Here is a 16,646-nt window from a genome sequence, read left to right on the forward strand (position 1 = left end):
CCAGCCCGGAGGGGGAAGCAGAAAAATATGAAGAAATGGCGTTGCACCGTTTGTGGTTACATCCATGAAGGCCCGACACCACCGGATACCTGCCCCATTTGCGGGGTAGGGCCTGAGGATTTTGAAGAAGTGGTGGAGGAGCCCAAAGCAGCCCAGACTGCCGTACCGTCCGCTCCCGCGGGAGCAACAGGAAATGTCGGTCCTGTGCCCGGGGGCAATCAGAGGGACGCCATCTTTAAAATCGAATACGGGCTGTTTGTGGCGACTTCCCGGAAAGACGGCCGCTTTAACGGGCAGGTTTGCAATACGGTTTTTCAAATCACCAGCGAACCCCAGCGGGTGGCGGTGGCATTGAACAAAAACAACCTGACCAATGAGTTTGTGAAAGCCAGCGGTCTTGTTACCATCAGCGTGTTAGGGAAGGATAATTTCCCTGATATTAAGCGCTTCGGTTACCAGACCGGCCATAAGGTGGACAAGTTTGAAGGGTTTACCTACGGCGTTAGTGCCACCAATGGGTTGCCGGTGCTGTTGAATGCCGTGGCCTACTTGGATTTGAAGATTGATCCCGCCCTGGTGATGGATGTCGGCACCCACACCCTGTTCATCGGGGATGTGGTGGACGGCGGCCTCATTAAAGGCGGCGATCCCATAACTTATAGTTATTATCGCGCCAACCGGCGCTAGCGGGCGGCAAGGGGTTTTTCCCGGCCCTTGACAGGAGGGCCGGGAAATTGTATAATTACAATTACGAAAACAAAATGCGGCTGTAACTCAATGGTAGAGTGTCAGCTTCCCAAGCTGAAAGCTGCGGGTTCGAGTCCCGTCAGCCGCTCCATGGATGATTTCAAAGAGCCTTGATACCCAAGGCTTTTTCTTTTTGTTAGTTGCGGTGAGTTTGACAGGCTTCCGGCATCAGGTGAGGGCAAGGTACGACTGGTGGAAAGCTCTTTCGGTGATCCATACCAAGGATCGGGGACTATTGATTTCTGTTGGTGCTTTGATTGTCTTAATGGTGAAGCGCGCTCTGGGCAACAGCGGTGCAGGAAAATGAGAGGATTGATAGAATATACCTGGTACCTCTGCAATATGTTGCCAAATAATAGATTTCATTCTACCCCATTCTTAATTTGGGAGGTGTGAATGGGTGAGGTTGAAAAATTGTGAACTCAATGTCATCAACGTAACATTTGTTTTTCAGGATCTTAACCGCGATTACATATCTAGGGATCATATTAGGGGTATTGTAGACGACAAACCCATCATTACGGATTTGCCGGATGTGCTCGTAGTGATCTATCCGCAGCAAGAAATTCAGGCAATTTTCGAAGGGCGAAGAGTAATGGTAAATCTCGCGGTTAGGCCAGAGGTAAGTTATGACGTTGATATGCTGGCCAGTATTGCTATTGGTGTACTGAATTCAGTAAAAGGGAGCAATTTGGTGGCTTATGGATTCAATTTTCATGGTGCTGGGCAATTGGAAGGTATACAGGATGTAGGAAGCTATTTCAAGAATAAATTCTTTAGAGAACAGGCTGAATTAGAAAGCGCTTTTGGTTCTATTTTTTCTGTGGCGCCGAGATTTGGCTTAAGAGGCAGTGCTTACGATATTAATGTTTCGTTAGAGCCTCATGACAACAATCCCTCTGGTTTTGGCTTTCATTTCAATTTCCATAAAAACAGGCCCGCAATTCCGAACGTGGAGCAGCTTGGGGACGAAATGCGCAGCACGAAAGGGCTAATCAAAGAATTACTGGAAAAATATAAAGGAGCTAGTGAGCAATGAGTTATTCATGTACATATGATGATTTGAAAGGAAAAGAGTACTTGTTCCACATTGGGTTCGCAACAAGGTCATGAAAGCACGTTCCTGTCGATATGGATGGAGCCACGGGAACCGCAGCCAACATGAGAACATACCAGATGGACATAGTTAATGTTATTGAATTGGAGCGAAGTATTTCCGGCCTGAGACCGTTTCTTCAAGCAGTTTACCCTGATCTTTTTCGTGTACCCAGGGAGGTTAATCTTGTGCCTACCCTCCAGGAACCGGCAGTTAAAGAGCTTTGCGAAAGGTTAATAATTGAGGAGACGTCAAGTATCATTGTGTTTCGCTCGGGAGACCATTATGGGGTTTGGGTTGTAACGGAAGGTGAGCTGGATGTCGAGCTGCAGCTTAAATACTCGGATATATTTTTCTCGGTGGTAGACGAGTTTCCCGAGTTTGTTTGTGATTTTATGGTGTTTACCAGAGATGAGTTCAATAATTTCCCTGCTCCTAAAGATATAAAAATTGTCTATAAAAGGGGAAGGGAGTACCGATAATGCCGGGTTATAAAGAGCATTATTACCAGTATATGAAGAATAAGGAGCTGGTCTCGGAGAAAATTTTCAGTTTAGATGACACTAAGTATTTAGATTGGGTTATAACTATACTGTTTTATGCCGCATTGCATCTTGTAGAGATGAAATTGGCGAAAAACAATGTGCACTCTGAGGACCATGTAAAGAGGAACAATGCAGTCGCTACAGTTTCTCGTTTCAAGAGCATCAGAAGTGCGTATGATGTCCTCTACCGGGAAAGCAGAAAAGCGAGATATGGCTGCTGTCCATTTAATCGCGACAAAGTAGAGCAGTACCGGGCCTTATTTGATCATATTGAAAAAGAACTGCTTAAAGCCTCTTAATATGTCCATGTTCACTAGGCTATTCGCACGTGATGTGGTTTTCCACATTGCAGCTAAAACGTCAGGCATACAATTGTCAAAATAATTTTATAATTCTTTAGTTCAAAGAATTTTATGAGCCTTGGTTTACGCCAAGTTTTTTTTTGGTGCGAAACCCACCCAGGCATATTTCCCGCCGCTGGGGAATAAATTTTGATGATCGGCGGAAGAAGTCCGGGGCAAGGATAACACTGGAGAGGAGCGGTGGTCTGATGCGGCGGGACAATGAGGTAAGCTCCATGAGGCCGTTAAAGGAGCGGCTGCAGTCCAGGAAATTCATCACCGCCATTGTGGCGGCCCTTATTGCCGGTTTGAAAGTATATTATCCCGATATTCCGGTGGAGGCTATTTGGACCATTGTGGGCTGCCTGATGGGCTGGGTGGCCATTGAAGGGGCCATCGACGCCGCTTCGCAGCTGGCTAAGTGGATTGCGGAGAAAACTAAAAAAGAAACGGATTCCAGGTCCAAGACGGCGGTTGAGTAGAGCAGGAAAACAGCTCTGCCTCTTAGAATTTATAGGGGTGCCTTTCCGGTGAAGGTGCCGCGGCGTTTTTTGTTTAGGGCGGCAGTTTAGTGGATAAAATAACCAGGAAAAGGGGCACCAGGCAGGAACCCCTTGAAAGGAGGTGAACTGGGTGCTGGCCAAACAGATGCCTATGGGAGATGACAAGTGCTCGAACCAGATACCGAGCAGTATTTTTGAGTTTGCCTTTTTTGCCGATTGGTTTGGCATGCTGAATTATCTTGAAGAAATGGCCATGCCGGAAAACTGGAATTTTCGCACGCCGTCGCCGGAACGGAAGAACCAGCGCAATCCCATCTTGGAAAACTATATCCTCCATACTTTCGGGCGCCTGGCAAAGGAGTTCAATGAAGCACCGGATGGGGCTACCAGGAATAAGAACATCTTTATTAACGGCAATAAATGCTGCTTTAATACAGGGCTAGTGACGCGGAATCATAAAGACATCTACGCTTATTTCGAAACCAATCCCACTCCCGGGCGGCAGCCTTGGATTTTTAAAGGTTTTTGGGATGACAGCTCTCCTTACCTGGCGGAGTTTCATCCCTTGCCCTTGCGAGCCGTGTATTTTAAGGATATCAGCGATTTGGTTTATGATACTTCTCTAGAGCTGCGGGTGAACACCGCTTATATTCTAAACGATGCCCTCAACCGGGGACGGATCCCGGAGGAACTAAGGGATTTGCCCTATTTGCCCATCCTGTTTGAAGGGGCGGTCCAGTTTGCCATCAAGAAGGTGAGGGCCAACTTCAAGGCGGCCGTGCCCCAATATTACCAGGACAAAATCCAGTTTTTACTGCCGCTGAGCCTCAGGCATCCCGATGAAGTGGACCTGGCCCTGGCCGTGGCGAAACAGGATGGCTATTATATAGGCACCACCTGCCTGACTTTGGACATGGCCTATAATAACGCCAGGCTCATTGCCAAACCTGATGTTTACTGGTTGAGGATCTAAGTAATCAATGCAGCAGTAACATGGTGCAAATGAGGTGCTCAATGTGAGGTTCAGGAAAAGACAGTTTAATTCGTTATTGTTCATAATTCTCTTATCCCTGTTATTGTTGGCCGGAGGCTGCAGCGATACCGGTCCTGTCCTAGGACCGGCACTTCCCGGCGGACAAGCCCCGGCGAGTGAACCGGCGGAAACTCCTCCTCAGTCCGGTGGAGACGGCGGCTCCGTGGCAGACAGCGGCAGCGCCGCCGGCCAGGCTGTTCCTGAAACCGGCGCGGAAGGAACGGGCAGCGCCGTCGCTGATGCAGTGACGGGGGCGGAGCCCGGGTTGGTTACGGCTCACTTCATCGACGTGGGACAGGGAGATGCCTGTTTAGTGGAGCTTCCCGGCGGGGAGACCCTTCTAATCGATGGGGGAGGCAGGGCCGCGGCGGAGCGGCTGCAGGCGTACCTGAGAGAACAAGGGGTAGAGAGGATTGACCATCTAATCGCTACCCATCCCCATGAGGACCATATCGGCGGTCTGATCGGGGTGGTGGAACAGTTTGAGATCGGTAAAATTTACATGCCCCGGGTGGCACATAATACGAAGACCTATGAGGAATTTCTGGAAGCCATTAAGAGAAAAGGCTTGCGAATCACCGCGGCCAGGGCAGGCGTTACCATGGAAACGGGAGAAGGTGTGGAGGCGGTGTTCCTGGCCCCTTGCCGGGATGATTACAAGGAGCTTAACGACCACAGTGCCGTACTGAAGCTTACTTACGGGCCGGTGTCGTTCTTGTTTACCGGCGATGCGGAACTTGAGGCAGAACAGGATATGCTCCAAAGCGGTGCGAATCTGGCGGCCCAAATCCTGAAGGCAGGGCATCACGGCAGCAGCACTTCCAGTTCTCCGGCGTTCCTGGAGGCCGTTCAACCGGAAGTGGCGGTGATTTCCGCCGGCAAGAACAATTCTTACGGCCACCCGCACCGGGAAGTGGTGGAACGTTTGACTTCTCTTGGAGTGGAAATTCTCAGGACTGATTTATTGGGTGATATTGTGATTACCGTGGAGCATGACGGGACCATCACCGTTGCCACGGCGGGCGGGGAACCAAATACGGATGCGTCCCATGAGTGACGCCGGCCTCGGCCGTAAACGGGGAGTGAATGACAATGAGAATGATTATTGACCGGTTTGAAGGACCGTTAGCAATATTGGAATATGAAGGAAAAATATACCATCTCCCCAGAAACCTTTTGCCGGGAGGCGCCCGGGAGGGAGATGTGATTGTCTTGGAAGCCAGGCTGGATGAGGAAGAGACCCGGCGGCGGCGAGCTAGAATCACTCAATTGATGGATGAATTGTTCGAAGACTAAAGAGCGGAACGGCCGCTCTTTTTTTGTGTTTTTTATCGGGAGGGGAAGCTAGATAAAATAATTTTATTGGAGCCATAAAGAAAGATGTGTTACAGTGGTCATAGAGTCTTAGAAAGAGGGTGAGACAGGTGGCTTTGGCAGTGGGAATTGATGTAGGGTCCACGGCGACAAAAATAGCCATGCTCAACGAGCAGGGGGAGCTTTTTTGCCATGTCCGTCCCACCGGCTGGAGTCCCAGGGAAGCCGCCAGGGAGGGAATGCGGGCTCTCCTGGAACAAACCGGGTATGCCGAAAGCCAGGTCAAGAAAACAGTAGCAACCGGCTACGGCCGGATCGCTTTGAATTTTGCCGACAAAGCCATTACGGAGATCACCTGCCACGGGCGAGGTGCGTCCTTCCTGGTGCCGGAGGCAGATATTGTCATAGATATCGGGGGTCAGGACAGCAAGGCCCTGAAAATCAGTCCGGAAGGTAGGGTCTTGGATTTCCTGATGAATGACAAGTGTGCCGCCGGGACCGGCCGTTTCCTGCAGGTGATGGCATTAGCCCTGGGGGTGGAAGTGAGCGAACTGGCGGACCTGGCGAAGGATAAGGAGCCGGTGAGCATCAGCAACATGTGTACCGTTTTTGCCGAAACGGAGGTCATTGGGCTGTTGGCCCAGGGAGTGGACAAAGGTGCCATTGTGGCTGGCCTGCACCAGTCCATTGCCAAGCGCATTGGCGCCATGGTGAGCCGGTTGGGCGGGCCGGAGCGAAAAACGGTTTTTACGGGGGGTGTGGCGCTCAATTCGGGGGTACAAGCGAGTATCGCTGAGGTCTTAGGCGTACCGGTGATTGTGCACCGGCACAGCCAAGAGGCCGGTGCCATTGGGGCTGCTTTGCTGGCCCGGGAGATGCTCTAAATTACAAGATATACGGGGGAGAGGAGAACAACATGGGACAAAATATCCTGGAGCAATTTGACAGCATCAGAGAGCAAAACATGATCACCTTGAAGGAAGCCAAAGAAGCCGGCACCAAGGTTGTAGGTTTTTATTGTACCTACGGACCGCAAGAGCTGGCCGTCGCCGCAGGCGCCATCTGCGTCGGTCTCTGCGGCACCAAGGAAGACCCGATCCCGGCGGCGGAGAAGGAACTGCCGCGTAACTTGTGCCCGTTAATTAAATCTTCTTATGGGTTTGCCGTTTCCGGCACCTGTCCCTTTTTCCATTTCTCGGACCTGGTCATCGGGGAGACCACCTGTGACGGCAAGAAAAAGATGTTCGAACTGATGGCCAAGATCAAGCCCGTGCACGTAATGCAGCTGCCCCAAACTCAAGAAGGGGAAGCCGCACTAAACTTGATGTATGAAGAAATGAAGAGAGTCAAGCAGGTCATGGAAGAACACCTGGGGGTCACCATTACCGACGAAGCCCTGGGCGAGGCCATCAAAATGCTCAACGAGGAACGGCGGACTTTAAAAGAGTTTTTTGACCTGAACAAAGCCAAGCCGGCGGTGATTACCGGGCTGGACCTTTTGAAAGTCAGCTGGCAGATCGGCTTCCATGCCAACCGGAAGGAGAGGACTACCTTAATCCGCCGGTTAATTGATGACCTCAAGGCCAAAGCCGCCCAGGGGTATCATGTGGGCGATGAAAAAACCCCGCGGATTCTTTTAACCGGTACCCCCACCGGGTTGGGCAGTGAAAAAGTGATCCGGATTGTGGAAGAATGCGGCGGCCTGGTAGTGTCCATCGAAAACTGCACCGGCTACAAGACCTTGAGCTACAATATCGATGAAAGTGATGACCGGGATAAACTGCTGCTCTTAGCCGAGCGGTACCTGAAGATCCCGTGCTCCGTGATGACGCCCAATCACGGCCGGATAGCCCTCTTGGAAGAAATGATTCAGGAATTCCAAGTGGACGGCGTTATCGATCTGACCTGGCAAGCTTGCCACACCTACAACATTGAGGCCCATACCGTGGAGCAACTGGTGAAAGAAAAACTGGGCAAACCCTATCTCCACCTGGAAACCGATTATTCCCAGTCCGACGTGGAAACCCTCCGGGTGCGGATCAACGCCTTCCTGGAAATGCTCCAGTAAGACAGAAATCCCCGTTCGCCGGGGATTTTTGCTTTTAAAGGTCTAGAATTCTACGCGATTGGACATGGCGGTCATGCCCCGCCTGCGAGAATACTTTTTCGTTAACCGTTCCGCCGCCAAGGCGATTTGGGCATTGCATTCAGCGCAGTACAGGGGTGAACCCATGCCCGTCTCCATAATGGGCCTGCTGCAAATCCTGCACTCCATCCTTTTCCCTCCATCTGTTCTGGTGATGTTAATAATAGTGTGCCAATTATGAACAGAAAATATAAATAAATTATGGAAAAATTTAATCTTGTAGCTCTTCGACCGCCGGTTTCATATGATGGATTAAGTCTGGTTGAAGAACTGGGGTGAGGTAGGATGCATTTCGTGCTGCAGCAGGAATGGGTCAATGGGAAAAGATACCTGGTGAAAGACGGCGAACTGGACAGTTTACTGGACCTTTTGAACCTACCCTCAGAGGCACTGGAGAAAGAAGGGGAGGCAGAGATGATAAGTGAAGTGAAGGAACCGGAGGAGTTTGTGGAGCCCCAAGGAGAGGCTTATCAGACCGGCCCTTTGTCGCCGGAAGTGGATGGGGGCGAACCCGAGTCCCTGCCGGACGTGCTGGACGAGGCCGGGGAAGGCGAGGTTGCACCGGCCGGACCGGAGGTGCTGGAGGAAGGGCCGGCGGAGGCGGAATTACTGGGCCAAGCGGCGGAAGAGGAACAAGATGTGGCAGTGGCCTGGTACTACTGGCCCAACGGTACCATCTGGAGGGGCTAGCCGGCAGTGGAATTAAGGTGCCGGTTGATAGCAAAAAGGCTGCCCTCCACATATTATAAACTAGCAATAAGTACACACCATCAGGTAGTGATTTTTGGGAACATAAAGAAAGGAGTGTCAATGTCGTGACGGAATTAATGCATGAATCCAAAAGGCCTGTCACTATTGTCAGCCCGGTCGAAGTAGGCATCGGCGAGTCGCAAGTCCTAGTCGTGACCGAGATCCCCTTAAGGCCTTCCGCAAGAAGAATTCTGGAGATTTTCCGGGAGGTAGAAGTAACCAACTGCAAGGCGGTTAAGAACAAAGTGATCATCAACGGGGAACTGCGCAAAACCATTCTGTACTTAACGGGAGGCTCCGGTTCCGGTGGAGGCTCCGGCAGACCGCCCGGTAATGCCGTGGGCTCGGGCCATGCCGGGGGTCATTGCCACGTCAACACCTGCGATGTCAAGGCCGCCTGCGTGACTGCACCTTTTGCCATGTTCATCGAAGTGCCGGGCTCTCAGGAAGGGGACATGTGCATTATCGAGAAGGCCAAGGTGGAAGGTTCCAAGGAAGAGGAACTGCAAGTGGCGAGCGATGGTGCCTTCGGCGCCCTGCTGGAAAAAACGGTCATCCTGGTACAGGCAAAAGTAGCAAGGCAAAAACAAATCCCGGTGCGACCGGAGTGGCCCTAATAATTAAAAATCAGCTAAAATTCTTAAAGCTCCTTGCCCGTAGAGGAGCTTTAAGATTGCCGGCGGCAATATAACGAATCCCCAAAACAGTTTTTCTCGCAACTGTTTTGGGGATTTTTCTGTGGCTAGAACCCGTTTTGCTTTGGGTGGTACCACTGGACCAGGGCCCGGGCGTCTTCCGGTGGCGCCGCCGCTTCTTCATCGGCCAGCGGCTGCACTAAGACCTTGGCCTGGGCCGGCTCTTCCGCCGGCGGGGGTTCCTCTTCCTCCAGCAGGTCAGTATGCTCTGCCACTTGTTCAAGTTCAAAACGGGTGGCTTGTATTTGCCCTTCCAAGTAGGTTCTGGCTTTCACCGTTTCGTAGACTGCTTCATCCAAGAGGTGCATGAATTCCGCTTGGAGTTCCTTTAAAGAAGCTTCTTCTTCCTGTAAAGCCGCTTGCAACTCCTGCAGCCAATCCCGGCGTTTTTCCAGCCGCTTCTTGGCTGCTTCCAAGGTGCCTTTGATGTCCCTGATGTTTTTAATATGTTCTCTTTCCAGGAACCTTAAATGCCGTTCCTGGCGATTGAGGTGCCGCTGCTTGCGGGACAGGGCCGAGAATTCCATGGGATTTTCCACCTCCCCACATGTTACTATCTTATTCTATGTGGCAGGGAGGGGAAGTGTTTTTCAGGCCGGCCCGTAAGCCTGGCTTAACAGCTCCACCGGGTGGACTACTTTGCCGGGCAGGCCGGCCCGGGCCAGACCGTGCCTTAATTGCATGGCGCAGGCGGGGCAGGAGGTGGCACAGATGTCAGCTTTAGTCTGTTTGATTAAATCCATTTTCCGATCCAGTATTTTCATGGATAACTCATGCTGAAAAACGCTGAAAGTGCCGGCGCCGCCGCAGCACTGGTCCTGCACCTCCATTTCCACCAGTTGGAGGCCGGGAATGGACTGCAAAACCCGGCGGGGTTCCTGCTTGATTTTCTGGGCCCGTGCCAGGTGACAGGGATCATGATAGGTAACCTTAAGGGGTGCCCCTTCAATTTTGGGAGGCAGCAGTTCCAGCTTTTGCACTAAGAAAGCATTGATGTCATAGATCCTGCTTTGCCAGTACCGCGCCGTTTTCTCCAAGTCCGGGTCATCCCACTCCCGGTAGAGGCCGCTCTTCAAGGTGGAGCTGCAGGAGGCACAGTCGGTGACGATATAATCCACCGGCAGGCCGGCAAATACCCGCAAGTTGGCTCTAGCCATGGCCTTGGCTTGCTCCGGCAGGCTGTTGGCGTACTGGGGCAAGCCGCAGCAATGCAGTCCCTTGGGAACAACAACTTCACAGCCGTGGTAATTCAATACTTTGATTAAAGCCTTGGCAGTAGCGGCACCGAAGAGGTTGGTGGCGCAGCCCAGGAAATAACCTACCCGGTAGGTACGGGGTTCGGCGATCTCCTGCCGGGGCAGGGAGTCTAGCGCTGTCCGGCTGGGAATATCACCCAGGACGGTATCCCCGTGAGCCAGCTCCCCGGCCACGGCCCGGGCCAAACCGGTAATGCGAGCGAGGCTTCTTAAGCCCGACTGCTGGAAGAAGCGAGCCCCTTTGTGGATTTTGTTCAGGTTAGAGGGCCCTGTCCAGAGGCGCTTGAACAGCCAGGTCTTGATGGACGGCTGGTACCGGCCTAAATAGGCCCGGCAGGCGGCTACGATTTCATGGACCGCAATGCCCGACGGGCAGTCGCGGGTACAGGCTTCGCAGAGCAGGCATTGATTGAATTTCGCCAGGATGGCGGCGGATGGCGCCAGCTCCCCGTCCCGCAGCATGCCTGCCATGAAGACATGGCCCCGCGGGGCGGCGTTCTCCGTGCCTATTTCCCGGAACACCGGGCACACGGAACGGCATTGGCCGCAGCGTACGCATTTTTTTAATTGATCCTTGATGGGGGGAAGCTCATGAAACACTGTCCAGACCCCCCTGCATGAGGAACACTTTTTGCGGGTTCATGATGCCTTTCGGGTCTAAAGCCTGTTTAATCCGGGCCATCACCTGGACCGCTTCCCCGTGTTCCAGGGGCGCATATTGAGCCCGCACATGCCCGACACCGTGTTCCCCGGTGGTGGTGCCGCCCAGTTCAATAGCCAGGCGGTGAATGGCGTCCGCCAACCGGTTGGCTTTCTCCACCTCCGCCGGGTTTTCCGGGTCGATGACCGGTGCGGTATGCACGTTGCCGTCTCCGATATGCCCGTAGTTGACTACCTGCACCCCATATTGATCCCCTAGAGAGCGGATGGCTCTCAGGGTTTCCGCAACCTTGTTCAAGGGAACACTGATGTCTTCCCCGGCGAAGACCCGGCTGCCGTCGGGCCTGACCCGGGCGGCGGCGGTAGCCACCACGCCCCGGCCTTCCCAGAGCTCCGCCATTCTTTTCGGTTCCGTGGACCACTCAACTTGGGAGGCCCGGGATTTCACGATTTCGGCGATGCGGTTCCCTTCGTATTCCACGCTGGCCGGGTTGCCGTCCACTTCAAACAGCAAGATGGCCTGGGCGTTGGGCAGGTTGATTTCCGGTTTGTACATGTTGACCGCCCGGATGGCGGATTCATCAAGAATTTCAATGCCGGAAGGAAGGATGCCGTCCTGGTATACTTCCAACACTGCCGCCGGTGCATCCTCCAGCTTGGGGAAAACGGCCATGAGAATGCCCCTGGCTTTCGGCTTGGGCCAGACTCTCAACCTGGCCTTGGTGATGACACCCAGAGTACCTTCCGAGCCGACGAACAGCTTGGTGAGATTGAGGCCGGACACATTTTTCACCGCCCGGGACTTCAATCCCCCGGTGGTAATGATCCGCCCGTCGGGGAGCACCACTTCCAGTCCTAAAACATATTGCTCCGTAGTGCCGTATTTGACGGCCCTTAAGCCGCTGGAGTTGTTGGCAATCATGCCGCCGATGGTGCACATCCTGGTACTGCCGGGATCCGGCGGGAAGAAGAGGCCGTGCTTTCCCAATTCCTTGTTCAATTCGCTATGCACTACCCCCGGGCGTACGATGACCTGCATGTTAGCCGTATCGACTTCCTCGATGGTTTTCCAAGTGGATAGGTCCATGACGATCCCGCCTTGGACCGGTACCGCGCCGCAGGTTTCGCCGGTACCGGCTCCCCGCGGGGTAACCGGTATTCCGTGGGTGTAGGCGTAAGCCATGACCCGGGATACCTCTTCCGTGGAGCGAGGGGTTACTACCACGTCCGGCATAAACCGGTGATTGCGGGCGTGAAAGGAGCTGTCGTAAGAATAGTACAAAAGATCCAAATCTTCAGTTAATACTTTTTCCGGTCCCAACATGTTCATCATGTCTTGTCCTAATCGCTTACGGTCCACAAGCATACCCCCTTTTTATTCGGCCTGGGTAAACCCGTTTCATAGTTATGCAGGATAATAACTTTTTTTATTATACCTAATTTAAGAGCGCCAGGGACAGGCAACGGCGTATTGTATACTGCATACATCAACAAGGGGTTCCTGGCGGCCGGCGATTAACACCAAACGCCAGGGGACAGTCTGTCAACCAAGGGAAGAGGCCCTGGTGTATCTTTCCCCTTAACCGGCGATTCAGGTGCCCGGTTGTTAGTTTTTGATGCTTGCCAGGGAAAGAAATTCATAGGATTATAAAAAGGAAGATGGACGGCGGCCGGCCTACCGGCTTGGGCCTTGGCCGCTTTCCGGGGAAACCTGTTTGAGGCAAGGGCCGCGGCGGGTTTTGAAGCCGCCGGGCGGGCTTGGCGGGGGGAGGTAGCATGAAAGATCCGGTGCGGATTGTGCCAACTACTTGTGTGCATAACTGCGGGGGCCTGTGTCTCCTATACGCTCATGTGGAGGACGGGGTGATAACCCGCATTACTTCCGATGAAAGGGCGGCACGGGACCCGGCGGTGCCGCCGCTTAAGGCCTGTCTCAAAGGACGGGCCCAGCGAAACAGGGTTTATCATCCCGACCGGCTCAAGTATCCCATGCAGCGGGTGGGCAAGCGGGGGGAAGGGAAATTCGCCAGGATATCCTGGGATAAAGCGTTGGACATTATTGCGGCTGAACTGCAGCGCATCAAAGAGCACTACGGCAATGAATCCATCTATGTCATGTACGGTACCGGTGTTTACGGCCAGATCAGCCAGGCCTGGCTCACGCCTGAGTTTGGCGGCGCCTTGCCTCGTTTCCTGAATATGTTCGGCGGCTTCCTGAGTTATTACAATACTTACAGTTCCGCCTGCTACACCACGGCCGCCTATTATACCTTTGGGGAGACAGCCGGGAACAGCCCCGATGACCTGGTCAACGCCAGGCTTATTGTCCTCTTTGCGGATAACCCGGCCGAAACCGCCATGGGCGGCGCCAACAGGTATTATTACCTGAGGAAGGCCAGGGAAGCCGGGGCCAGGATCATTGTGGTGGATCCCAGGTACAGCGACACGGCGGCCGCCGTGGCTGACGAGTGGATTCCCATCCGGCCCACCACCGACAATGCTTTGCTGGATGCTTTGGCTTATGTGATCCTGCAGGAAGGGCTCCATGACCGGGAGTTTTTGGACAAGTACTGCCTCGGTTTTGACGAGGAGCACATGCCGCCGGGTGTCCCGCCGGGGAATTCCTATCAGAGCTACATTTTAGGTCTGGGTGAGGATCAAACCCCCAAAACCCCGGAGTGGGCTGCCCGGATTACCGGGGTGCCGGTGGAGACCATTACGCGCCTGGCGCGGCAAATCGGCACCATGAAACCCTGCTGCTTGCTGCAAGGACTGGGCTGGCAGCGCCACGCTTATGGGGAGCAGCCTGCCAGGGCCTTGCCGGTACTGGCCGCCATGACCGGCAACATCGGTATTCCCGGCGGGGGACCGGGATTAAGGACCGGGGGCCATACGGTGACCATGGGATGGATGCCGGCGGGGGAAAACCCGGTAAAAGCGGCCATTCCCTGTTTCATGTGGCCTGATGCCATCCTAAGGGGACAGGAAATGACGGCGGCGGACGGCGTCAGAGGTGTGGCCAAACTATCCACCAATATCAAAATGATTTGGAACTACGGGAGCAATACGTTAATCAACCAGCATGCGGATATCAACGGGACGGCGGCGATCCTGGCCGATGACAGCAAATGTGAATTCATCCTGGTGCACGATGTTTTTCTCACCCCCAGCGCCCGTTTTGCCGATATCCTGCTGCCGGATGTGACTCATTTTGAAAGGGAGGATATTGTCACTTTCTCCGGCGGGACCGCTTACGCCATCTATCACCAGAAGGCTATCGAGCCCCTGTACGAGTGCCGCAGCGTCTACCAGGTGTGCAGTGCTTTGGCGGAACGCCTGGGTTTCGGCCGGCAGTATACGGAAGGCAAGACGGAGCAGGATTGGCTGCGGGAATGTGTGGCCGTGGCGAGACGGACCCACCCTGATTTCCCCACCTTTGAAGAGTTCCGGCGGCAGGGGATTTACCGGCTCGTGCCGGAAAAGCCACGCATTGCCTTTGCAGCGCAGGTTAGAGACCCGGAGCGCCATCCTTTTCCTACACCCTCCGGCAAAATCGAGATTTTCTCCCCCCGCTTGTGGGCCATGAACAACCCGCGGGAAATCCCGGCTATTCCCAAATACATTCCTGCCTGGGAAGGGCCGGAGGACTCCTTGCGAGGGAAATATTCCCTGCAGCTGATCGGGCACCATGATAAGCGGCAGGTCCATTCCACTTTTGACCAGGTGCCCTGGCTGCAAGAGACGGCCCGGCAGGAGCTGTGGATGAACCCGGCGGATGCAGCTAAAAGGGGTATCCGGGATGGAGACCTGGTGCGGGTCTTTAATGACCGGGGGGAAGTGATCTTGCCGGTGAAGGTGACCCCCCGGATCATGCCGCAAGTGGTGAGCATGCCCCAAGGCGCCTGGTGGACCCCCGATGCTCATGGGGTAGACCGGGGAGGTTGTATTAATGTGCTGACTAAATACCGTCCTACGCCTTTGGCCCGGGGCAACCCCCAGCATACCAATTTGGTAGAGGTGGCAAAGGCCGGGGGCCAAGAGGCAGGGAGGTGAAGGAATGGGCAAAAGGCAGCTTGGTTTTTACCTGGACCAGCAGCACTGTACCGGGTGCGCCACCTGCCAGGTGGCATGCAAGGATAAGCATGATTTGCCGCCGGGACAGTTTTTCCGCCGTGTTTGGGAAACAGTCGGCGGGAGCTTTCGAGCAAAGGGTGAGACGGTGAAGGCCGGGGTTTATGCTTACTGGGTCTCCTTGAGCTGCAACCATTGCCGGGCGCCTCTGTGTGTCGATCACTGCCCCGCCGGCGCCATGCAAAAAAGGGAAGCAGACGGCATTGTCTTCGTAGACCGGGACCGGTGTATTGGCTGCCGCCGTTGTGCTGCCGGCTGTCCCTACGGTGCCCCGGTGTATGACCCGGGTGAGGGCAAGACCGGCAAGTGTGATTTCTGCCGGGATTTGCTGGCCCGGGGAAAACCGCCTGCCTGCGTGGCAGCGTGCCCTAACGGGGCTTTGGATTGGGGCCCGGTGGAGGAACTGGCAGCACAATACGGGGGTGTTAACGGGATCAAAGGGATGCCGGACCCCGCCGTTACTTTACCGTCCCTGCTGCTTAAACCCCACCGGGATGCCGCCCTCTAAAGGGCGGCCGCCGGCAGGCGGCGGGCCGGGAGCCCTAGGGCCCACCGGCCGGAAGATCATTTTATAGGCTGGTGTTGAGGTGCTTCTTTGTGGTATAATAATGCAGGCATCTTTTTGGAATGAGGAGGAGAAAGTGTGAAAAAACATATTGTGACTGTGGCTGCGCCGAAGCTGCAGGAAACGGCTAAGACCGGAGGATGCGGGCGGTGCAAAGTCTCCTGTCAATCAGCTTGCAAAACTTCCTGCACCGTAGGCAACCAGGTATGTGCCAGATAAAGGAAAAAGGCCCCGGCTCGTCGGGCCTTTCTTTATGCTTGTTTGAGGAGGAACCATGATGGAGTACCGGTTTAACACCAAGAATTGGGATAAGGATCTGCACCTGTTTACCTATAAAGACCTGAATATCCTGCTGGACGTTAACAGCGGTGCCGTGCATGTCATTGATGACCTGACGAAAGCAGTGCTGGAACTCTTAAAAGAATTCCGGGGTGACGGGGAGCGGGTGCTGGAGGCTGGCCGGGACCGTTATCCTGCCGGGGAGATGGAGGAGATCCTGCATGAGTTGCAGGGGCTGGCACGAGATGGGCTTTTATTTACCGAAGATTCTCCCACGGTGCCCTGGACGGCCCATGAGAAAATAATCAAATCCCTCTGCCTGCATGTGGCCCACGACTGCAATTTGCGCTGCCGTTACTGTTTTGCCGGCACCGGGGAGTACAGCGGTCCCCGGGGGCTCATGCCCCTGGAAGTGGGCCAAGCCGCCCTGGATTTCCTGCTGGCTCATGCGGGGGCCCGGCCCACGGTGGAAGTGGACTTTTTCGGCGGGGAACCCCTCCTGAACATGCCGGTGGTACGGGAGTTGATCTCTTACGGGAAAGAAGCGGCTCGCCGGGCCGGGAAAACCATCGATTTTACCCTTAC

Annotated in this window: 21 protein-coding genes and 1 tRNA gene; 18 read left to right on the plus strand and 4 right to left on the minus strand. The window is 54.2% G+C overall.

Features of this window, described 5'->3' with window-relative positions; all coding sequences use genetic code 11:
- Nucleotides 1-27: 27 nt before the first annotated feature.
- The 12 genes from GXX34_11980 to GXX34_12035 all read left to right on the plus strand — a co-directional run bounded on the left by GXX34_11980 (nt 28) and on the right by GXX34_12035 (nt 7,647).
- On the plus strand, nt 28-687 hold the full coding sequence (locus tag GXX34_11980) for a flavin reductase (GenBank protein ID HHW08226.1): 660 nt from the start codon (nt 28-30) through the stop codon (nt 685-687).
- Between the two features lie 76 nt (nt 688-763).
- Nucleotides 764-838 (plus strand) — tRNA-Gly (locus tag GXX34_11985).
- 3 nt (nt 839-841) lie between these two features.
- Nucleotides 842-1,054: a hypothetical protein gene (locus GXX34_11990; protein HHW08227.1), complete on the plus strand. Its 213-nt coding sequence runs from the start codon at nt 842-844 to the stop codon at nt 1,052-1,054.
- Between the two features lie 93 nt (nt 1,055-1,147).
- On the plus strand, nt 1,148-1,786 hold the full coding sequence (locus tag GXX34_11995) for a hypothetical protein (protein ID HHW08228.1): 639 nt from the start codon (nt 1,148-1,150) through the stop codon (nt 1,784-1,786).
- A gap of 92 nt (nt 1,787-1,878) precedes the next feature.
- Nucleotides 1,879-2,325: a hypothetical protein gene (locus GXX34_12000; GenBank protein HHW08229.1), complete on the plus strand. Its 447-nt coding sequence runs from the start codon at nt 1,879-1,881 to the stop codon at nt 2,323-2,325.
- Nucleotides 2,325-2,687 (plus strand): hypothetical protein, encoded by a 363-nt coding sequence (locus GXX34_12005; GenBank protein ID HHW08230.1) that lies wholly within the window; start codon nt 2,325-2,327, stop codon nt 2,685-2,687. The genes GXX34_12000 and GXX34_12005 overlap by 1 nt, the downstream gene beginning before the upstream one ends.
- A 278-nt stretch (nt 2,688-2,965) precedes the next feature.
- Complete coding sequence (locus tag GXX34_12010) at nt 2,966-3,211, plus strand: hypothetical protein (protein HHW08231.1); 246 nt, start codon at nt 2,966-2,968, stop codon at nt 3,209-3,211.
- Between the two features lie 151 nt (nt 3,212-3,362).
- Entirely contained in the window at nt 3,363-4,205 is an 843-nt protein-coding gene (locus tag GXX34_12015) for a DUF3825 domain-containing protein (GenBank protein HHW08232.1), read from the plus strand.
- Nucleotides 4,206-4,281: 76 nt separating this feature from the next.
- Nucleotides 4,282-5,322, plus strand: a complete 1,041-nt coding sequence (locus GXX34_12020) for an MBL fold metallo-hydrolase (GenBank protein ID HHW08233.1) — start codon at nt 4,282-4,284, stop codon at nt 5,320-5,322.
- Between the two features lie 35 nt (nt 5,323-5,357).
- A complete protein-coding gene (locus GXX34_12025; protein ID HHW08234.1) occupies nt 5,358-5,561 on the plus strand; it encodes a DUF3006 domain-containing protein in 204 nt (67 codons plus the stop codon).
- A gap of 179 nt (nt 5,562-5,740) precedes the next feature.
- The gene (locus GXX34_12030; GenBank protein HHW08235.1) at nt 5,741-6,463 is read left to right on the plus strand and encodes a 2-hydroxyglutaryl-CoA dehydratase; all 723 of its coding nucleotides are present in this window, start codon (nt 5,741-5,743) and stop codon (nt 6,461-6,463) included.
- Between the two features lie 32 nt (nt 6,464-6,495).
- Entirely contained in the window at nt 6,496-7,647 is a 1,152-nt protein-coding gene (locus GXX34_12035; protein ID HHW08236.1) for a 2-hydroxyacyl-CoA dehydratase, read from the plus strand.
- Between the two features lie 42 nt (nt 7,648-7,689).
- Here the strand turns inward: GXX34_12035 and GXX34_12040 are convergent, their stop codons facing one another.
- Entirely contained in the window at nt 7,690-7,854 is a 165-nt protein-coding gene (locus GXX34_12040; GenBank protein HHW08237.1) for a hypothetical protein, read from the minus strand.
- 156 nt (nt 7,855-8,010) lie between these two features.
- Between GXX34_12040 and GXX34_12045 the strand changes: the two genes are divergently transcribed.
- On the plus strand, nt 8,011-8,415 hold the full coding sequence (locus GXX34_12045; protein ID HHW08238.1) for a hypothetical protein: 405 nt from the start codon (nt 8,011-8,013) through the stop codon (nt 8,413-8,415).
- A gap of 125 nt (nt 8,416-8,540) precedes the next feature.
- Nucleotides 8,541-9,092 (plus strand): DUF3794 domain-containing protein, encoded by a 552-nt coding sequence (locus tag GXX34_12050; protein HHW08239.1) that lies wholly within the window; start codon nt 8,541-8,543, stop codon nt 9,090-9,092.
- Nucleotides 9,093-9,217: 125 nt separating this feature from the next.
- Here the strand turns inward: GXX34_12050 and GXX34_12055 are convergent, their stop codons facing one another.
- From GXX34_12055 to GXX34_12065, 3 genes are all read right to left on the minus strand, one after another.
- Nucleotides 9,218-9,697 carry a hypothetical protein gene (locus tag GXX34_12055; protein HHW08240.1) on the minus strand — a complete coding sequence of 160 codons (480 nt, stop codon included), beginning with the start codon at nt 9,695-9,697 and terminating at the stop codon, nt 9,218-9,220.
- A 63-nt stretch (nt 9,698-9,760) separates the two neighbouring features.
- Entirely contained in the window at nt 9,761-11,026 is a 1,266-nt protein-coding gene (locus GXX34_12060) for a (Fe-S)-binding protein (GenBank protein ID HHW08241.1), read from the minus strand.
- Nucleotides 11,016-12,452: an FAD-binding protein gene (locus GXX34_12065; GenBank protein ID HHW08242.1), complete on the minus strand. Its 1,437-nt coding sequence runs from the start codon at nt 12,450-12,452 to the stop codon at nt 11,016-11,018. The genes GXX34_12060 and GXX34_12065 overlap by 11 nt, the downstream gene beginning before the upstream one ends.
- Before the next feature lie 410 nt (nt 12,453-12,862).
- Here GXX34_12065 and GXX34_12070 point away from each other — a divergent pair, with 410 nt between their 5' ends.
- The 4 genes from GXX34_12070 to GXX34_12085 all read left to right on the plus strand — a co-directional run.
- On the plus strand, nt 12,863-15,139 hold the full coding sequence (locus GXX34_12070; GenBank protein ID HHW08243.1) for a molybdopterin-dependent oxidoreductase: 2,277 nt from the start codon (nt 12,863-12,865) through the stop codon (nt 15,137-15,139).
- Between the two features lie 4 nt (nt 15,140-15,143).
- Nucleotides 15,144-15,725, plus strand: coding sequence for a dimethylsulfoxide reductase subunit B (gene dmsB, locus GXX34_12075; GenBank protein ID HHW08244.1), 582 nt, complete (start codon nt 15,144-15,146; stop codon nt 15,723-15,725).
- 135 nt (nt 15,726-15,860) lie between these two features.
- Entirely contained in the window at nt 15,861-16,001 is a 141-nt protein-coding gene (gene scfA, locus GXX34_12080; protein HHW08245.1) for a six-cysteine peptide SCIFF, read from the plus strand.
- Nucleotides 16,002-16,059: 58 nt separating this feature from the next.
- Nucleotides 16,060-16,646: 4Fe-4S cluster-binding domain-containing protein (locus tag GXX34_12085; protein HHW08246.1), on the plus strand; the 587-nt coding region annotated here is incomplete at its 3' end.

This window comes from Clostridia bacterium, assembly GCA_012840125.1.
GTDB lineage: Bacteria > Bacillota > DULZ01 > DULZ01 > DULZ01 > DULZ01.

Excerpts from the sequence above, each read along its gene's own strand:
- GXX34_12030 (HHW08235.1), top strand. The coding sequence starts at position 5,741 with ATGCTCAACGAGCAGGGGGAGCTTTTTTGCCATGTCCGTCCCACCGGC.
- GXX34_12070 (HHW08243.1), top strand. The coding sequence starts at position 12,863 with ATGAAAGATCCGGTGCGGATTGTGCCAACTACTTGTGTGCATAACTGC.
- dmsB (HHW08244.1), top strand. The coding sequence starts at position 15,144 with ATGGGCAAAAGGCAGCTTGGTTTTTACCTGGACCAGCAGCACTGTACC.
- GXX34_12040 (HHW08237.1), bottom strand. The coding sequence starts at position 7,854 with ATGGAGTGCAGGATTTGCAGCAGGCCCATTATGGAGACGGGCATGGGT.
- GXX34_12005 (HHW08230.1), top strand. The coding sequence starts at position 2,325 with ATGCCGGGTTATAAAGAGCATTATTACCAGTATATGAAGAATAAGGAG.
- GXX34_11990 (HHW08227.1), top strand. The coding sequence starts at position 842 with ATGATTTCAAAGAGCCTTGATACCCAAGGCTTTTTCTTTTTGTTAGTT.
- GXX34_11980 (HHW08226.1), top strand. The coding sequence starts at position 28 with ATGAAGAAATGGCGTTGCACCGTTTGTGGTTACATCCATGAAGGCCCG.
- GXX34_12035 (HHW08236.1), top strand. The coding sequence starts at position 6,496 with ATGGGACAAAATATCCTGGAGCAATTTGACAGCATCAGAGAGCAAAAC.
- GXX34_12065 (HHW08242.1), bottom strand. The coding sequence starts at position 12,452 with ATGCTTGTGGACCGTAAGCGATTAGGACAAGACATGATGAACATGTTG.
- GXX34_12045 (HHW08238.1), top strand. The coding sequence starts at position 8,011 with ATGCATTTCGTGCTGCAGCAGGAATGGGTCAATGGGAAAAGATACCTG.
- GXX34_12010 (HHW08231.1), top strand. The coding sequence starts at position 2,966 with ATGAGGCCGTTAAAGGAGCGGCTGCAGTCCAGGAAATTCATCACCGCC.
- GXX34_12000 (HHW08229.1), top strand. The coding sequence starts at position 1,879 with ATGGATGGAGCCACGGGAACCGCAGCCAACATGAGAACATACCAGATG.
- GXX34_12025 (HHW08234.1), top strand. The coding sequence starts at position 5,358 with ATGAGAATGATTATTGACCGGTTTGAAGGACCGTTAGCAATATTGGAA.
- GXX34_12055 (HHW08240.1), bottom strand. The coding sequence starts at position 9,697 with ATGGAATTCTCGGCCCTGTCCCGCAAGCAGCGGCACCTCAATCGCCAG.